Origin of the sequence: Marinomonas aquiplantarum (assembly GCF_003314975.1) — a bacterium.
Classification (GTDB): domain Bacteria; phylum Pseudomonadota; class Gammaproteobacteria; order Pseudomonadales; family Marinomonadaceae; genus Marinomonas; species Marinomonas aquiplantarum.
The window spans coordinates 267,035-284,103 of the sequence record NZ_QNRF01000005.1; the positions used below are offsets into that span (position 1 = coordinate 267,035).

The 17,069-nt window shown below is 43.1% G+C and carries 16 protein-coding genes; 9 read left to right on the plus strand and 7 right to left on the minus strand.

Annotated features, from left to right (window positions below; all coding sequences use genetic code 11):
* Nucleotides 1-160: 160 nt before the first annotated feature.
* The 3 genes from metH (at nucleotide 161) to DFP76_RS11465 (ending at nucleotide 4,987) form a co-directional block, all read left to right on the plus strand.
* Nucleotides 161-3,895, plus strand: coding sequence for a methionine synthase (metH, locus tag DFP76_RS11455; RefSeq protein ID WP_113874774.1), 3,735 nt, complete (start codon nucleotides 161-163; stop codon nucleotides 3,893-3,895).
* 23 nt (nucleotides 3,896-3,918) lie between these two features.
* On the plus strand, nucleotides 3,919-4,527 hold the full coding sequence (gene cobO / locus DFP76_RS11460; protein ID WP_113874775.1) for a cob(I)yrinic acid a,c-diamide adenosyltransferase: 609 nt from the start codon (nucleotides 3,919-3,921) through the stop codon (nucleotides 4,525-4,527).
* A 106-nt stretch (nucleotides 4,528-4,633) separates the two neighbouring features.
* Nucleotides 4,634-4,987, plus strand: a complete 354-nt coding sequence (locus DFP76_RS11465) for a RidA family protein (protein ID WP_113874776.1) — start codon at nucleotides 4,634-4,636, stop codon at nucleotides 4,985-4,987.
* A 41-nt stretch (nucleotides 4,988-5,028) separates the two neighbouring features.
* On the opposite strand, the gene DFP76_RS11470 is transcribed toward DFP76_RS11465, so the two are convergent.
* Complete coding sequence (locus DFP76_RS11470; protein WP_113874777.1) at nucleotides 5,029-5,523, minus strand: cyclic nucleotide-binding domain-containing protein; 495 nt, start codon at nucleotides 5,521-5,523, stop codon at nucleotides 5,029-5,031.
* A gap of 316 nt (nucleotides 5,524-5,839) precedes the next feature.
* On the opposite strand from DFP76_RS11470, the gene DFP76_RS11475 reads away from it, so the two are divergent.
* Complete coding sequence (locus DFP76_RS11475; RefSeq protein ID WP_113874865.1) at nucleotides 5,840-7,426, plus strand: ABC-F family ATPase; 1,587 nt, start codon at nucleotides 5,840-5,842, stop codon at nucleotides 7,424-7,426.
* Between the two features lie 82 nt (nucleotides 7,427-7,508).
* Here the strand turns inward: DFP76_RS11475 and DFP76_RS11480 are convergent, their stop codons facing one another.
* The 4 genes from DFP76_RS11480 to DFP76_RS11500 all read right to left on the minus strand — a co-directional run bounded on the left by DFP76_RS11480 (nucleotide 7,509) and on the right by DFP76_RS11500 (nucleotide 10,713).
* Entirely contained in the window at nucleotides 7,509-8,345 is an 837-nt protein-coding gene (locus DFP76_RS11480) for an MOSC domain-containing protein (protein ID WP_113874778.1), read from the minus strand.
* A gap of 113 nt (nucleotides 8,346-8,458) precedes the next feature.
* A complete protein-coding gene (locus tag DFP76_RS11485; RefSeq protein WP_113874779.1) occupies nucleotides 8,459-9,625 on the minus strand; it encodes a type III PLP-dependent enzyme in 1,167 nt (388 codons plus the stop codon).
* A gap of 260 nt (nucleotides 9,626-9,885) precedes the next feature.
* Complete coding sequence (locus DFP76_RS11495; protein WP_113874781.1) at nucleotides 9,886-10,305, minus strand: DUF6691 family protein; 420 nt, start codon at nucleotides 10,303-10,305, stop codon at nucleotides 9,886-9,888.
* Nucleotides 10,306-10,314: 9 nt separating this feature from the next.
* A complete protein-coding gene (locus tag DFP76_RS11500; RefSeq protein ID WP_113874782.1) occupies nucleotides 10,315-10,713 on the minus strand; it encodes a YeeE/YedE family protein in 399 nt (132 codons plus the stop codon).
* A 106-nt stretch (nucleotides 10,714-10,819) separates the two neighbouring features.
* Here DFP76_RS11500 and DFP76_RS11505 point away from each other — a divergent pair, with 106 nt between their 5' ends.
* Both DFP76_RS11505 and DFP76_RS11510 read left to right on the plus strand, forming a co-directional pair.
* The gene (locus DFP76_RS11505) at nucleotides 10,820-11,281 is read left to right on the plus strand and encodes a DUF6942 family protein (protein WP_113874783.1); all 462 of its coding nucleotides are present in this window, start codon (nucleotides 10,820-10,822) and stop codon (nucleotides 11,279-11,281) included.
* On the plus strand, nucleotides 11,282-11,722 hold the full coding sequence (locus DFP76_RS11510) for a tellurite resistance TerB family protein (RefSeq protein WP_113874784.1): 441 nt from the start codon (nucleotides 11,282-11,284) through the stop codon (nucleotides 11,720-11,722).
* A 94-nt stretch (nucleotides 11,723-11,816) separates the two neighbouring features.
* Here DFP76_RS11510 and DFP76_RS11515 read toward each other — a convergent pair whose 3' ends face one another.
* The gene (locus DFP76_RS11515) at nucleotides 11,817-12,401 is read right to left on the minus strand and encodes a superoxide dismutase (RefSeq protein WP_113874785.1); all 585 of its coding nucleotides are present in this window, start codon (nucleotides 12,399-12,401) and stop codon (nucleotides 11,817-11,819) included.
* A gap of 189 nt (nucleotides 12,402-12,590) precedes the next feature.
* Here DFP76_RS11515 and DFP76_RS11520 point away from each other — a divergent pair, with 189 nt between their 5' ends.
* From DFP76_RS11520 to cysN, 3 genes are all read left to right on the plus strand, one after another.
* The gene (locus DFP76_RS11520; protein ID WP_113874786.1) at nucleotides 12,591-13,499 is read left to right on the plus strand and encodes a hypothetical protein; all 909 of its coding nucleotides are present in this window, start codon (nucleotides 12,591-12,593) and stop codon (nucleotides 13,497-13,499) included.
* A 196-nt stretch (nucleotides 13,500-13,695) separates the two neighbouring features.
* The gene (gene cysD / locus DFP76_RS11525) at nucleotides 13,696-14,601 is read left to right on the plus strand and encodes a sulfate adenylyltransferase subunit CysD (RefSeq protein ID WP_113874787.1); all 906 of its coding nucleotides are present in this window, start codon (nucleotides 13,696-13,698) and stop codon (nucleotides 14,599-14,601) included.
* 17 nt (nucleotides 14,602-14,618) lie between these two features.
* Nucleotides 14,619-16,232, plus strand: a complete 1,614-nt coding sequence (cysN, locus tag DFP76_RS11530; protein ID WP_113874788.1) for a sulfate adenylyltransferase subunit CysN — start codon at nucleotides 14,619-14,621, stop codon at nucleotides 16,230-16,232.
* A 95-nt stretch (nucleotides 16,233-16,327) separates the two neighbouring features.
* Here the strand turns inward: cysN and DFP76_RS11535 are convergent, their stop codons facing one another.
* Nucleotides 16,328-17,062 carry a siderophore-interacting protein gene (locus DFP76_RS11535; protein WP_113874789.1) on the minus strand — a complete coding sequence of 245 codons (735 nt, stop codon included), beginning with the start codon at nucleotides 17,060-17,062 and terminating at the stop codon, nucleotides 16,328-16,330.
* Nucleotides 17,063-17,069 lie beyond the last annotated feature (7 nt).

Sequence of the window (17,069 nt, forward strand, 5' to 3'; positions counted from 1 at the left end):
TCAGCCCAAAATATACATCGAAAGCCCATTGTTGAATGGGCTTTTTTTATGCTGAGTATTTGAACTCCTGAATCATTCATTTGCACATTACTTTTTTTCAACGTAAAGCAGAATGCTTTTGTTATAGTAGCTTAGCTTAAAATTATCTGAGGTATGAAGAGTGGCTAAATCGGTATCGTATTCTGTTCTTGAGCAGCGTCTATCTGAAAATGTATTGATCCTAGATGGTGCGATGGGAACCATGATTCAAGCTTATAAGCTTGAGGAAGAGGATTACCGAGGCCAACGCTTTGCTGACTGGCAGAGTGATTTAAAAGGCAATAATGATTTATTGTCAATCACGCAGCCTGCCATCATTAAAGAGATACACGCCAAGTATCTTGAAGCGGGTGCGGATATCATAGAAACCAACACCTTTAATGCCAACTATATTTCCATGTTGGACTACCACATGGAAGATTTAAGCTATGAATTAAATTTTGAATCCGCACGATTAGCCCGCGAAGCCGCTGATGAATTTACGGCTAACAATCCAGCCAAACCTCGTTTTGTGGCGGGAGCCGTTGGTCCTACCAGCCGAACCTGTACTATTTCTCCTGACGTTAATGACCCAGGTTTTCGAAACATTCACTTTGATGAATTGGTAGAAGCTTATACCACGGCTGTTGATGGCTTGATTAAAGGTGGTGTGGACATTCTTTTGATCGAAACCATTTTCGATACATTGAACGCGAAAGCGGCCATTTACGCTGTACTGGATTACTTTGAGAAAACTGGCGTACGTTATCCGATCATGATCTCAGGCACCATTACCGATGCCTCTGGTCGGACATTATCGGGTCAAACGACAGAAGCGTTCTGGAATTCCATTGCCCATGCTAAGCCAATCTCTGTTGGCCTTAACTGTGCTCTGGGACCAAAAGAACTACGTCAATACGTGGAAGAAATGTCTCGCATTGCCGACACCCATGTTTCCGCTCACCCTAACGCAGGCTTGCCAAATGCCTTTGGTGAATACGATGAATCTCCAGAGGAAATGTTAGAAGAGATTCAAGGTTGGGTAGAGTCTGGCTTCTTAAACATTATTGGTGGCTGTTGTGGTACGGCACCTGAACACATTAAGACCTTTGCAAACGCTTTTTCCGAGGCAAAACCACGCCTTATTCCTGAGGTTGTTAAAGAGTGTCGTTTGTCAGGTTTAGAACCGTTCAATATTGGTGCTGATGCCTTATTCGTCAACGTAGGCGAGCGAACCAATGTTACCGGTTCTGCTATGTTTAAACGCTTAATCAAGGAAGGGGACTTTGATACGGCCTTGGATGTGGCGCGTCAGCAGGTAGAAAACGGTGCACAAATCATCGACATCAACATGGACGAAGGCATGTTGGATTCACAGGCGGCCATGGAACGTTTCTTGAAACTGATTGCGTCTGAGCCAGACATTTCCCGTGTGCCGATTATGTTGGACTCTTCGAAATGGGAGATTCTTGAAGCCGGTTTAAAATGGATTCAGGGTAAAGGGGTTGTGAACTCCATCAGTATCAAGGAAGGCGAGGAGAAGTTTAAAGAGCAAGCTCGTAAACTGATGAAATACGGTGCGGCCGTGATTGTCATGGCGTTTGATGAAGCCGGACAAGCCGACACTCGTGAGCGCAAAATTGAAATCTGTCGTCGCTCTTATCATATCTTGGTGGATGAAGTTGGCTTTCCACCAGAAGACATTATTTTTGATCCAAACATTTTTGCTATTGCCACTGGCATAGAAGAGCACAACCGCTATGCGCTGGACTTCATTGAAGCCACCGGCGACATCACTCGAGAATTGCCTTATGCCAAGGTGTCCGGTGGTGTCTCGAACGTGTCTTTCTCATTTCGTGGTAACAACCCTGTTCGTGAAGCCATTCATGCGGTCTTTCTTTACCATGCTATAAAACAAGGTATGACAATGGGTATCGTCAATGCGGGTCAGTTGGCTTTGTATGAAGATATTCCGTTGAAATTACGCGATGCCGTAGAAGATGCGGTTTTGAACCGCACTCCTGATGCCACTGACAACTTGTTGGCTATTGCCGGAGAGTTTGCAGGTACGGGAGAAGCAGCAGAGAAGGAAACACAAGAGTGGCGTGGTTTACCCGTGGCAGAACGTTTATCTCATGCGCTGGTTAAAGGCATTACGGAATTTATTGACGAAGACACTGAAGAAGCGCGTTTGTCTTACAATCGTCCATTGGAGGTGATCGAAGGACCATTAATGGACGGCATGAGCATTGTCGGAGACCTGTTTGGCTCGGGTAAGATGTTTTTGCCGCAGGTTGTTAAGTCGGCACGTGTGATGAAAAAAGCGGTTGCCTACTTGATGCCTTTTATTGAAGAAGAGAAAGCGCGAAACATGGACACGGCTTCGTCGAGTAATGGCAAAATTGTCATGGCGACTGTGAAAGGCGATGTGCACGACATTGGTAAAAACATTGTTGGTGTGGTGTTGCAATGTAACAACTTTGAAGTGATAGACCTTGGCGTTATGGTGTCATCGGAAACCATATTGCGTACTGCAAAAGAAGAGGGTGCGGACATGATAGGTTTGTCTGGTCTGATCACACCTTCTTTGGATGAAATGGTTCACGTGGCCAAAGAGATGGAGCGTCAAGGTTTTGATTTACCTGTGATGATAGGCGGCGCAACCACGTCAAAAGCCCATACCGCAGTGAAAATTGAACAAAACTACAAGCGTAATCAAGTGGTGCACGTGACTAACGCGTCTCGTAGTGTTGGTGTTGCCAGTGCTTTGCTAAGCAAAGATGCTGATCGACGTCAGAGCTTTGTTGATGACATCAAAGCGGATTATGAAAAGACTCGCATTCGCTATAAAGACAGAGCGAAAGCTGGACGTCGTGTGGGTATCGATAAAGCAAGACAAAACAAACCACCGGTAACCTTTGACGGACAAGTGGTGACACCGAAACAACTTGGCGTGACTGTGCTCAGTGAAAAAGATATCGATCTTTCTGTGGTTAAGGATTACATAGATTGGACACCATTTTTCCAAACATGGGAATTGGCGGGGGCTTATCCGCGCATTCTGACGGATGACGTGGTTGGCGAAGAAGCAACTCGTGTTTATCAAGATTCCTTGGTGATGCTAGATAAAGTGATTGCTGAAGCGAGTCTGAAAGCAAGAGCTGTAGTGGGTTTATTCCCCGCAAACCAAGTGAACCATGATGACATTGAGATTTACGCTGATGAATCACGTGATGAGGTAGTGGAAACCTTATCTTTCTTACGCATTCAAAATGAATTAACCGCGCCAGGCAAATACAACTACAGCTTAGCGGATTTTGTTGCTCCGAAAGAATCTGGTGTTGCCGATTACATGGGGGCTTTCGCCTGTGCTGCGGGTTTTGGTATCGATCCTTTGGTCGCTCAATACGAAGCGGATCATGATGACTATAATTCCATTATGATTAAAGCTGTCGCAGACCGTTTAGCAGAAGCCACAGCCGAATACTTGCACGAAAAAGTACGTAAAGACTTATGGGGTTATGCGCCACAAGAAAGCTTGAGCAATCAAGAATTGATTAAAGAAAAATATCAAGGCATTCGTCCTGCCCCAGGCTATCCTGCTTGCCCTGATCATACCGAAAAGACGAAATTATGGGATCTGCTTGGGGTTAAAGAGCGTATTGATATGGAGCTCACCGAAAGTTTTGCTATGTTGCCAACGGCTGCCGTAAGTGGTTGGTATTTTGCGCACCCAGATTCTACCTACTTTGGTGTCGGCAAAATTGGCCCAGACCAAGTGGAAGAGTACGCAGAACGTAAAGGCATGAGCAAAGATGACGCTGAGCGTTGGTTAGCGCCAAATCTAGGATACGATCCAGAAGACGATCGTGTGTAAAGCTAAATCGACAGAGAGATTTCATGGCTAAGGTTATTAAGGACTCAGAACAGCATAAAAATCGCATGCAAGCGATCAAAAAGCATGTTGATAAGCGGATTGCCAAAGCACAAGAGGATAAAGGTACCTTTGTACTCTTGACCGGAAATGGCAAAGGTAAATCCAGCTCGGCTTTAGGCATGGTGGCTCGCGCCTTAGGTCATGGGATGAAAGTAGGGGTTGTGCAGTTTCTCAAGGGAGAATGGAATACAGGTGAAATTGATTTCTTCCGTAAACAAGAGCATGTTCGCTGGGAAATCATGCCTTCTGGTTTTACTTGGGAAACACAAAATCGTGACGCTGACATTCAGTCCTCTGAGCAAGCTTGGCGTCAAGCTGAAGAAATGTTACAAGACGATAGTTTCGATCTTGTGGTGTTAGATGAATTAACCTACCTTTTGCATTATGAATACCTTGATGAAGGTAAGGTTTTGGATGCCTTGATGGCGCGTCCAGAAAATCAACATTTGGTCGTGACGGGGCGTGGCGCTTCAGATGCGTTGGTTGAGCTTGCTGATACGGTGAGTGAAATAAAGGAAGTCAAACATGCTTTTAAACGTGGTATAAAAGCGCAGAAAGGGTTGGAGTTTTAGTTTAATTTGGTGATTTCATCTATATATTGAAATTTATTTGGATGAATATACTGCTCACACACTGGTATGATTTTTCTTTTTATATCGACAGTATTTGAGGTGAGATATGTCTTCTATTGAGCGTTTGGAAGTGGGTCAACGCATGAGCCGCATTGTAAAACACAATGGCACAATTTATTTGTGTGGTCAGGTGGCTGCAGATGCTAATGCTGGAATCGCTGAGCAAACACAAACTATGCTAGATAAAGTAGAAGCATTATTGACTCAGGCAGGCTCAGATAAGGAACACATTCTTTCAGCGACGGTTTACATTCGAGACATGAAAGACTTTGCAGCAATGAATGCCGTTTGGGATGCTTGGGTGCCAGAGGGGCATGCTCCTGCCCGTGCTTGCGTCGAGGCTAGAATGGCTCGCCCAGAGTTGTTAGTTGAAGTCTCTGTGGTTGCAGCTGAAAAATAATTTTTCGCTTAATATTAACTGGTGTCGTTCGATGCCAGTTTTTAATTTCTTTTTACGACAACATCATTTTCGACTAAAGCGTTACTTAATACTCTGATGGTTCTTGCCATATCTCTTGAAAGGTTCATGAGTAAGATGCCAAAGTCGAATGGGTAATCGTCATGAAAGTCACTAAACAGCTGACTTGATATTTCCAGTAATAGGCTGTCTTCATTAGCGTGCAAGCTTCCGACTCGCTCATGGAGTGCAATCATAGAGACAAACCCTATGGCTTCACCGAATTTAATTGTTCGGGTTCGAGTTTGCTTATCTCCATGCTGTTTATAGAAATCCAAATTGCCATGCAGCACAGCGTGAAAACTATTGCCTTTGCTACCATAGGAAAAGATCTCTTCCCCCATACCCACTTGATGAATCACACCATTATCCAATAGATATTGAATGCCAGAATCAGATAGAGCGCCAAAAATGGAGCCTTTTTTTAATTCAGCTGGTGATATGTCGTATTTTGCTTCATTTGCTAAGACGGTTTGCATAAGAACCCTCCCGTCATTTTCTTTGTTCTATTAATCATCGACCAATTTTGGTGTTTCTAAATGATTTTTTCATAATTTAAGTGTGGCGCGATTGATGCCAATACACTAGGTGCTTTTTGTGTGGTCGAGTAACGCATCATATTCCTTTGTAATCATAAGTGAGAGTGCGGTGATGAAATGTCCGTTATTCGCAATAAGTGTATTGATCGATATCAGAACAGGTTCGCAACCCATGGGCTTTCTATGCGATAATGCGCGCACTTAATTGCCCCAATGGGGCAAAAACAATTTATTTAATGAAGAGTGGAACAAAACCTTGTTAACAACAGCCAATATCACCATGCAATTTGGTGCAAAACCTCTATTCGAAAACGTCTCTGTAAAGTTTGGCGAAGGCAAACGCTATGGACTCATCGGTGCAAACGGTTGTGGTAAATCCACCTTCATGAAAATTCTAGGTGGTGACTTAGAGCCGAGCGCGGGTAACGTGTCTAAAGATCCTAATGAGCGCCTAGGTAAACTGAAACAGGATCAGTTTGCTTACGAAGAATATTCAGTTATTGATACTGTCATTATGGGACACACTGAACTTTGGGCGATTAAATCTGAAAAAGATGCCATCTACGCGAAAGCTGAAATGACTGAAGAGGATGGTTTGCGAGCTGGTGATTTAGAAGCTGAGTTTGCTGAAATGGATGGCTACACGGCGGATGCTCGTGCCGGTGAGTTATTGTTAGGGGTTGGTATTCCAACTGAGCAGCATTACGGTTTAATGAGCGAAGTCGCACCTGGTTTGAAACTGCGAGTTTTGCTGGCTCAAGCTTTGTTTTCTGATCCTGATATTTTATTGTTGGACGAGCCGACCAACAACTTGGATATTAATACCATTCGCTGGTTGGAAGGGGTGTTAGTCGAACGTACTTGCACCATGATTATTATTTCCCACGATCGTCACTTCTTGAACTCTGTTTGTACCAATATGGCTGACTTGGATTACGGTGAACTGCGTTTGTTCTCTGGTAATTATGATGAATACATGACTGCAGCGACTCAGGTACGTGAACGCTTGTTGGCCGACAATGCGAAGAAGAAAGCGCAAATCAATGAATTGAAATCCTTTGTTAGCCGTTTCTCTGCTAACGCATCTAAGTCAAAACAAGCAACGTCTCGTGCCAAACAGATTGATAAAATTCAATTGGAAGAGGTTAAGCCGTCTAGCCGTCAAAACCCATTTATTCGTTTTGAGCAAGAGAAGAAGCTACACCGTTTAGCTTTACAGGTTGAGAATGTTGCAAAATCCTACGATGAAAAGATTTTCAGTGATCTGAATATGATGGTCGAAGTAGGTGAGCGTATTGCGGTCATTGGTCCAAACGGTATTGGTAAAACAACCCTACTAAAATGTCTGGTAGGCGACACTGAATTGACTCAAGGTGACGTAAACTGGTCGGATAACGCGAACATTGGTTATTACGCTCAGGATCATGCTCATGAATTTGAAAAAGACGTAGATCTATTAGAATGGATGGGACAGTGGGGGCAAGAAGGGGACGATGAACAGGTGATTCGTGGCACTCTTGGTCGCTTGTTGTTCTCACAAAACGACATCAAAAAGTCGGTCAAAGTCTTGTCTGGTGGTGAGCAAGGTCGAATGCTATTTGGTAAGTTGATGTTGCAAAAGCCAAACGTTCTTGTGATGGATGAACCGACTAACCACATGGATATGGAATCGATTGAATCCTTAAACCTAGCGCTTGAACATTACCCTGGCACCTTGTTATTTGTCAGTCATGACCGTGAGTTTGTTTCTTCATTGGCAACTCGCATCGTGGAAGTGACTGCGGATGGCATTGTGGATTTCCATGGTACATACGATGAGTATCTAGCCAAAATGGACAGCTAGCAACACATTGCTAAAGACTGTTATAAAAAAGGGAAATCGATTGATTTCCCTTTTTTATTTTTAAATTAATGATAATGCTAATTTAGCGTTTATCTTCATAGATGTCCGCTTGTTGATATTCTAATATTTCTACTTTATCACCCTGTCGGATAACCCCTTGATTTAACGCAATCATATTGCTGCCAAAAGTAATGCCGGTGTTTTTTAGCTTACGGAACTTTGCTAGGCTCTTTAGGGGTTCGCCTAGTTTGCTGCGCTCAGCATTATCAGGATCAATGGTAGTAAAGATACAGCGCACACAAGGCTTAATGTTTTCAAATTCCACTTCACCTATACGAATGCGCTTCCAGGTATCTTCAGCGAACGCTTCATTGCCTTTGATTACGATGTTAGGGCGAAATTGCCCCATGCGGATAGGTTCTGGACAGGTCCGATTGAGCTCTTCTAGTGATGCTTCGGTGGTTAATAAAAATGGGTAACCATCGGCAAAGCCGACAGGCGAATCAGGACGACGACTGGTGAAACGTTGTGATGATTCACCAAAAAACACCAATTCGGTTTCGACGGATAATATTGATTGAAACCAAAGGTTTGCCGTTTCACCTACTGACTGGGCGGCCATAGAATTGCCCCAGATGATCACCTCTCGATAAGACTGAGGAAACTCATTTGGATTCAGAATTAACGTACTTTGTGCATCAGGGTGACTAAGTTCAAGCTGATTGTTCGGCAACACCTGAGCCTTAATTCGGATTAGTTGAGGGTGTTTACGACCCGTGATGAATTCGCCATTTGGCTTGATTAGCATATAGCGACGATCATTCTTTAGCCCTGAAAATTGCACTTCAGCGCTTGAGCTTTGGATTCCATGGATAGATTTAATCGGATAAATGGCAAGTTCACTGAGCAAATAAGACATAACAACTCCTGCTTGAAGAAATTATTATTGCGTATTTTCAGTGCTTGAGAAAGAAGAATAAAAAAACCTCGGGGCACAAGCCTCCGAGGTTTTTAATAAGCACAGATAAACGCTTATAGATAGTAGGATTCTAATGGTGGGAAACCGTTAAATTCGATGGCACTGTAGGTGGTTGTGTAAGCACCAGTCGAAAGCCAGTACATACGATCCCCAATGGCCAAATTTAATGGCAGTCCATACTTATAGTTCTCATACATGATGTCAGCGCTATCACAGGTTGGGCCAGCAATAATTACTTCTTCCAATTCACCCCCTTTTTCGACATGAATAGGGTACTTAATCGATTCATCTAAGGTTTCGATTAAGCCAGAAAACTTACCAACATCTGTAAATACCCAGCGGTTTAATGCAGTATGGGATTTACGGGAAATTAGCACGACTTCACTGACGAGAATACCCGCATTTGAAATCAATGAGCGACCTGGTTCTAAAATGATACGTGGAATATCATCGCCAAAATCTTCTTCTAAGAAGCGAGTAATTTCTTCAGCATAAACCGATAACTCATTTGTCTTAGAAAGGTAGTTCGCAGGGAAGCCACCGCCCATATTGATCATTTGAAGGATAATCCCATCTTCTTCCTTAAGACGTTCGAAAATCACTTTCACACTGGCAATGGCTGCATCCCATGCGCCAATATCACGTTGTTGTGAGCCAACATGGAAAGACACTCCGTATGGAACAAGTCCAAGCTCTTTCGCCAAAATCAACAAATCCATCGCCATGTCAGGACGACAACCAAACTTACGTGATAGTGGCCAGTCAGCTGTTACCGTGCCTTCTGTCAAAATACGTACGTAGATTTTAGAGCCTGGAGCGGCTTTGGCGATGTTGCGTAAATCCGCTTCCGAGTCTGTCGCGAACATACGCACACCTTTTTCATAAAAGTAGCGTACGTCTTTGGCTTTTTTAATGGTATTACCATAACTCACACGATCTGGAGATATGCCACCAATGGCAAATAATTTATCCAGCTCATAGCGAGAGGCCACGTCAAAGTTAGAGCCGCGATCTCTAAGGAGTTCTAAAATTTGTGGTGCCGGATTAGCTTTGATCGCATAAAAAATATCAGCGACAGGAAAGCCTTTACTTAATTCAGTGTAAGCTTCATCGATGATTTCTGTGTCAATAACAACAAAAGGGGTGTCTTTTTTATCTGCAAACGCTTTTAGACGAGCAAAACGTTCTGGTGTGTAGAATTCATTAACGTCAATAGACATGGAGGTGCTCCTATTAAGCAAACATAAACCGAAAATTAGTAAACGTCTTTACCTTCTCCCGTCCTACTTATGGCTGTTACTTATCCGGCTCGAAGGCCTTAAGCGACTAGCGCAGCAGTTGAAGCGGTGCGGATTATGTTCAGCAATGACGCGGGCGCAATTTAAGGCTGAATTAACTGCCCGTCAAGTATTTTTTGGCACCTTAAACAAAAAAAGGGGCAATAAAAAGCCCCTTGGATAGTTTGCACTTTTTTTAGACGTTATTTACGAAACAACACATTTTGAAAGTGGTGGATGGCGCTACCTATTATCAAGGCTCCAACAAAGTAGATGCCTTCCATTGGGTTGTTTGTTAATGCCGTTAACCCAGGTCCTGGACAGTAGCCACTTAACCCCCAACCAATACCAAATAGTCCTGCGCCAATCAGCAATTTGCGGTCGATGTGCTTTAGATTTGGAACGTGCCACTCTTTCGACATAATGGGGCTGAAACGCTTATTTTTGATCCAGTAGCCCAACATGCCAACAGAGATTGCACCTCCCATTACAGCAATTAGTGAAGGGTTCCAATCGCCGAAAATATCCAAAAAGCCAATGACAACAGCTGGGTTCGTCATTTCCGAGATGGCTAAGCCTAGGCCAAATAATAAGCCGGCTAAAAATGTTACGAATGCATACATGAGCGACTCCTATTTGGTGGCTGCGACTGTAATAATGGCCGTTGCCATGAATACCATGGTGGCAACAATGGATCGAATCGATAAGCGAGAAATCCCACAGACCCCGTGGCCACTCGTACAACCACCCCCTAAGCGCGTACCATAGCCAACCAGCAAGCCAGAAATAATCAGCAGTAAAGGGCTTCTCATTTCAGGGAAGGGGATACTTGGCTGAACCAATACACCATAAGCGCTGCCACCAAGTATCAAACCAGCAATAAACAATAATGGCAGAAGACGACATTTATTGAATAAGAGCTGTGCTAAAATTCCGCTTATGCCAACCACACGACCTGTTGTGATAAGGTAGAAACTGGTTGTCAGGCCAATTAATAGGCCACCCAGTATTGGGTATGTTAAATTTTCCATTAGGATCTCCTTTGATATTAGATAATTCTAATTTATATTTATTAGTATTGTCTAATGTTTTAGGTTGAATTTAGTAAAATTCACCTCATTTATTGAAAGAGGGTATATGGATGCGATGAGATTGGGCAAAAACATTACGACGGCTAATTATGTATTTTTGTTGCCAACCCCACCTAAGCTGGATGAAAACACCTTGTCTACAGATCACAGTGTTGATCAGTTGATTGAACTGAACGGCAATCATTGGCGTAAAATCCTTACTATCATGGCTAAGTTAACGTCAGCTAACCCTGACCAGTGGCGAGAACACAAACAGGCCACTTTATTTGATGAAGTGGGGATCACCTTTAGTGCAAAGGAACTAAAGCCCATTGCTGATAAGGCAAACACCGTCTTTATAGTTGGGCTTAAATTACGACAGGAATGGCCTGTATTAGAAGGCAGTGTGCAGGTGGGGCAGGATTGCTGGGTTAAACCACCTTATGTTTGGTGTCCATATTTAGATTATCGTCAATTTCCAAATGCATTAATTTCAGAGTTAAGACAGAGTTTGTTGGAGACCTTATAAATGTTAAACCTATTAAAAAGCCTTTTTTCCATGCCGATTGAGCCAGAAGAGCAAATATCCTATCAGAAGGCGGTGGCGGCATTATTAATGGAGGTGATGTTAGCGGATCATCACGTGGCGCCAGAAGAAGAGAAAGAAATTAAACGCATTTTAAATGAAGTCAGTGATCTTGGTGATGACATAGAACTAATATATGAAGAGGCTCGTAAAGGGGTTGATGAGGCTAATGATCTGTATCAATTTACCAAAGTGATCAATGACCATGCATCCTTAGAGCAAAAAATGCAGTTATTAAAAGGGCTTTGGCATGTGGCTTTATCGGATGGCGATCTTGATGCCCATGAAGATCATAGGATACGCCGTATTAGTGAACTACTCTTTATGCCTCACTCTGAGTTTATACAGTCTAAATTGGCGGTCAAACAAGAATTGCAGCAATAGAGTGTGATTACTGCTTATCGCAGTTTAAACCATAAAAAAACGGCCTTAGTTAGACTAAGGCCGTTTTTTTTGACTGGCTTGAGATTGACGAATCTTAAGCGGCAAAGTTCGCTGCTGCAAATTCCCAGTTTGCAAGCGCCCAGAAACCTTTTAGGTAATCAGGACGAACATTACGGTAGTCGATGTAATAAGCATGTTCCCAAAGGTCAACCGTGATTAACGGTGTTTGGCCTTCAGTTAACGGTGTGCCAGCATTGCTAGTATTGATGATTTCTAGTTCACCAGCAGCGGTTTTAACCAACCAAGTCCAGCTTGAACCAAAGTTGTTAACGGCTTTGTCGTTAAACGCTTCTTGGAAGGCTTCGAAAGAGCCCCATTTAGCATTAATCGCATCCGCTAGTGCACCTGTAGGCTGACCGCCACCATTTGGGCTTAAGCTGTTCCAGAAGAAAGTGTGGTTCCAGATTTGTGCCGCATTGTTGAAAACTGGACCTGCAGGAGCTGACTCAATGATCTCCTCAAGGTTTTTGCCTTCATATTCAGTGCCAGGAACAAGACCGTTAAGCTTAACAACATATGTGTTGTGGTGCTTACCGTGGTGATATTCCAATGTCTCTACAGACATGTGTGGCTCTAGTGCGTCTTTCGCGTATGGAAGCGCGGGCAATTCAAAAGACATTACGATTCTCCTTGCTTTTAATTAACTAAAGTGCTTGTTATCAAGCAGTTAATGGTGCTTATATAGTAGCACCGAAAGAACTAAGATAATATTATTTAGAATTGTTCTATCTGGATTTTCCATAATTTTTGTTAATAACCAATATATTAGATTTTCATGCGAAGAGACGATGATGTAGAGATCCCAAGTATGACTTTGGATCAAGATGAAGTAAGCGAAAGAAGGCAGAAGAGTGACGTCCCTAAAACGCGTCCAACGCCTTCCCCTGCTAAACCCGCTCATGCCCCCGCTGTGGTTCATAAGAAGCAAAGCCTGTTCGGTATATACCTTCTTTTGTTTCTGATATTAGTTTTTTCAGCGGCGGCTGGTTTTTGGCTGTGGCAGCAAAATCAGCAATTACGTAACGAGCTTTACGGTGCAAAAAGCGAAATTGAAAACCTTGATCATCAATTACTGGCCGCAGATGTATCGGCTAATGAACAAGGGCAAACCGTTGAGCAAACGCTTAAAACTCATGAGAGTGAGATCCGTAAACTTTGGGGTGTGTCTTATGACAGAAACCGCAAAACTATTGCTGAGAACAGCGATGCTGTTGATTTATTGAAGCAGCAGATTAAAACGCTAAAATCAGATCTTTCCACACAAGCTAAACGCATCGCTTACCAAGATGATGCGTTTAGTGATTTGGAAGCCGCTTATAATAAGCTGTTACCAACAGTGGCAGAGATGGACGGCTTAACAAAAGAATTGAGTACGCAAGTCAAAAGTCAAAGTGATAAAATTCAACAGCAATCAGTGCAGCTCACTAGGGTAGACGAAAATCTCAATGAGCAAAAAGGAGCGACACAAGCGCTTGCTTTGAGCATTGAAAGCGTATCACAGGAGCTCAGCCGATTACAGAATCAGTTAAACACGGTTGAAGAAAAAGCCTCGACGTCAAATGCGTCAGACTTAACTCAAGTGCAGCAAACTTTGAAGCAACAGCAAGAAGCGATTCAATCTAGTGACGCCTTCCGGTCGCAGGTAAATGCTGAAATAATCCGTTTGCGTAAGCAGATTAATCAGCTGATGTTAGAGCAACAACTTAACGCCCAATAGAAATCAGCGAAACACACTAATTTAAAAGGCTAAAGGGGAGACTCTTTAGCCTTTTTTGTACTTTTACATAAGTTGAGTCTATATAGCTTTTTTAATATACATATTCTACTAAAGTCTAGATGGTGTGGTTTTTATAACTTAAAGGCATGTTATAGTGTGAGAAATGCTAAAGCCTTAATATTAGAGATGGGACATTATGACAGAGGCAAGACTGACACACCTAAAACAGCTGGAAGCGGAAAGTATTCATATTATCCGTGAAGTGGCTGCCGAATTTGATAATCCGGTAATGCTTTATTCCATTGGTAAAGACTCAGCGGTAATGCTGCATTTGGCCATGAAAGCTTTTTATCCAGGAAAGCCACCGTTTCCACTAATGCATGTGGATACGGGTTGGAAATTTAAAGAGATGATTAAGTTTCGTGATGAGATGGTCGCCAAGCTTGGCCTTGAGCTCATTGTTCATCAAAATCAGGAAGGCCTTGAACAGGGTATTGGGCCTTTCACTCATGGCAGTGCGAAACATACGGATGTGATGAAAACCCAAGCTCTAAAACAAGCCTTAGACAAATATGGTTTTGATGCGGCATTTGGCGGTGCTCGCCGTGATGAAGAAAAATCTCGTGCGAAAGAGCGCGTGTATTCTTTTCGTGATAAGCAACATCGTTGGGACCCTAAGAATCAGCGTCCTGAATTATGGAATATCTATAATGGGAAAGTGAACAAGGGCGAAAGTATTCGTGTTTTCCCTTTGTCAAACTGGACTGAGCTGGATATCTGGCAATACATCTACTTAGAAAGTATTCCAATTGTTCCTTTGTATTTCTCTGAAAAACGTCCTGTTGTCGAGCGTGATGGTACTTTGATCATGGTTGATGATGATCGTATGCCATTAAACGGTGAACAGCCTGAAATGAAATCTGTGCGCTTTCGTACATTAGGTTGTTATCCATTGACTGGGGCGGTTGAGTCAGAAGCCAACACACTCCCTGAAATTATTCAGGAAATGTTGCTGACCAAGAGTTCAGAGCGTCAAGGGCGAATGATTGACCATGACTCAGCAGGGTCTATGGAAGAGAAGAAGAAACAAGGTTATTTCTAAGTTTGGAGTAAAAGAGCATGTCTCACCAGTCAGAACTGATCAGCCAAGACATACTTGGTTACCTAAAACAGCATGAAGAAAAAGACCTGTTGCGTCTTCTGACATGTGGTAACGTTGATGATGGTAAAAGTACCTTAATTGGCCGCTTGTTACACGATTCAAAATTGATTTATGAAGATCATTTGGACGCGGTTAAACGCGACAGTAAAAAGTCCGGCACACAGGGCGAAGAGGTTGACCTCGCGCTTCTAGTGGATGGCTTACAAGCTGAGCGCGAACAAGGCATTACTATTGACGTGGCCTACCGTTATTTCTCAACGGAAAAACGTAAATTTATCATTGCCGATACACCTGGGCACGAACAATACACTCGTAACATGGCGACCGGAGCCTCGACCTGTGATTTAGCGATCATCTTGATTGATGCCCGTTATGGTGTGCAGACACAAACACGCCGTCATAGCTATATTGCCTCTTTGCTGGGTATTAAGCATGTGGTTGTGGCCGTTAATAAAATGGATTTAGTTGATTTCTCTGAGCAAACTTTTAACGACATCCAGTCAGATTATTTGAAGTTTGTCGATCAGCTTGGCGATCGTAAACCTGCCGATATTCAATTTGTTCCTATGTCAGCCTTACGTGGTGACAATGTTGTTAATCCATCTGAGAGTACGCCTTGGTATAAAGGTGGTTCTTTGATGTCGATTCTCGAATCGGTACAAATTGATCGTAACGTAAAGCAGTCCGCTTTCCGATTGCCAGTGCAATATGTAAACCGTCCTAATTTGGATTTTCGTGGTTTCGCAGGCACGATTGCAGCTGGCCAAGTAAAACCTGGTGACAAAGTTGTGGCTTTGCCTTCAGGTAAAACCTCTAACGTGGATAAAATTGTTACCTTTGATGGTGAGTTGGATTCAGCGAAAGCGGGGCAAGCCGTTACCATTACTTTGACGGATGAAATTGATATCAGCCGTGGTGACATGTTATCTCATGCAGACGCAGAACCGTTGATTTCATCTGCACTACGTGCGTCTCTTGTGTGGATGGCGGAACAGCCATTAGTGCCTGGTAAACTGTATGACTTTAAGTTGGGTACGCAGACCGTACCAGGTAAAGTGCATCATTTTAATCATAAGATCGATGTAAATACTCTTGAGCATAGTGTGATTGATGAGCTTGAGTTAAATGGCATTGGTGATGCTGTCTTACAATTTGATACGCCTGTGGCATTTGATGAATACCAAAACAGTCGATTGACAGGGGCTTTGGTCATTATTGATCGTCTCACCAATGTTACCGTTGGTGCTGGTATGGTCGAAGAGGCCGTAGTTGAGTTAGACCAAGAGTCTCTAGTGACCGCTGAAGATCGTGCGGCTCGCCTTGGTCAAAAGCCAGCTATTATTGCTTTGTCATCTCAGGTGTTGGATAAGTCAGAACTGATTGAGCGTCTGCTGTTAAGAAGCGGTGTAACGGCTCTTGCGAAAGCGAATGCCACCGATGAAGAAGCGAATTTGGTTCGCCAAACAGGTGTGGCAATTTTAGTGTCTGATGACAACATTGCTGATTATTCAATCACTGGATCTGTGGTCGACGATGTGGTTGAGCAAATCATAGAAAGCATTCGATTATAAAGACGGTTTTTCTTTAATACGCAAAAGGCCTGCTCTAAGAGCAGGCCTTTTTGTTTGTAACATGACGTCATGCGGACAAATCCTAGTTGTTGGGATTAAGCCATTTCAGCATCTTGTCGTTTTGCTTCTTTATGCTGGTCTTCATTACTTCCCAATTTCCAGTAACTGGAAATATAGAGATTCTCTTTTGACACGCTTTTGTCTTTCTTAAAGAAGTCTCGAAGCATTTTCATACTATTAAACTCGCAAGCCGCCCATACGGCAGGGAAGCCATGTAGCCAGTCTAGTGCTTGCACTTGTTGCAGTAAAAAATCACTTTGTTGACCAGGGTGAGGGTTGATTGCCCAAACAATTTTTATGCCTTCAGGGTGTGTAAGTGGCTGGATGTCCGATTCAGATACCACTTCAATAACAGCATAGCCTTTTGCGTCTGCAGATAATTGAGCTAGATTGACACTGATGGCAGGTAGAGCCGTCATATCTCCCGCTAATAAAAACCAGTCACCAGAGTTGGCAATCATTTTTTTGGGGCCAGGGCCGCCAATGCTAATGCTGTCGCCTGGCTCGGCAGATTTTGCCCATGATGATGCCGGACCGCCATCCTCATGTAGCATAAAGTCGATATCAATTTCATTGTGACGTTGATGGCGAATGGTATAAGTTCGAAATAAAGGTTTACCATTGGTTGGAAAAATGAGCTTTACATAGCCGCTCTCTTGATCATCTGGAATGGTCTGAATGTTTTCGCCACCGAGTGTCACTCTGAGCATATTTGGTGTAATCAGTTCTTTACGAATAACAATGAAGTCTCGAGGTTGCATTCTGCTCATAATGTTT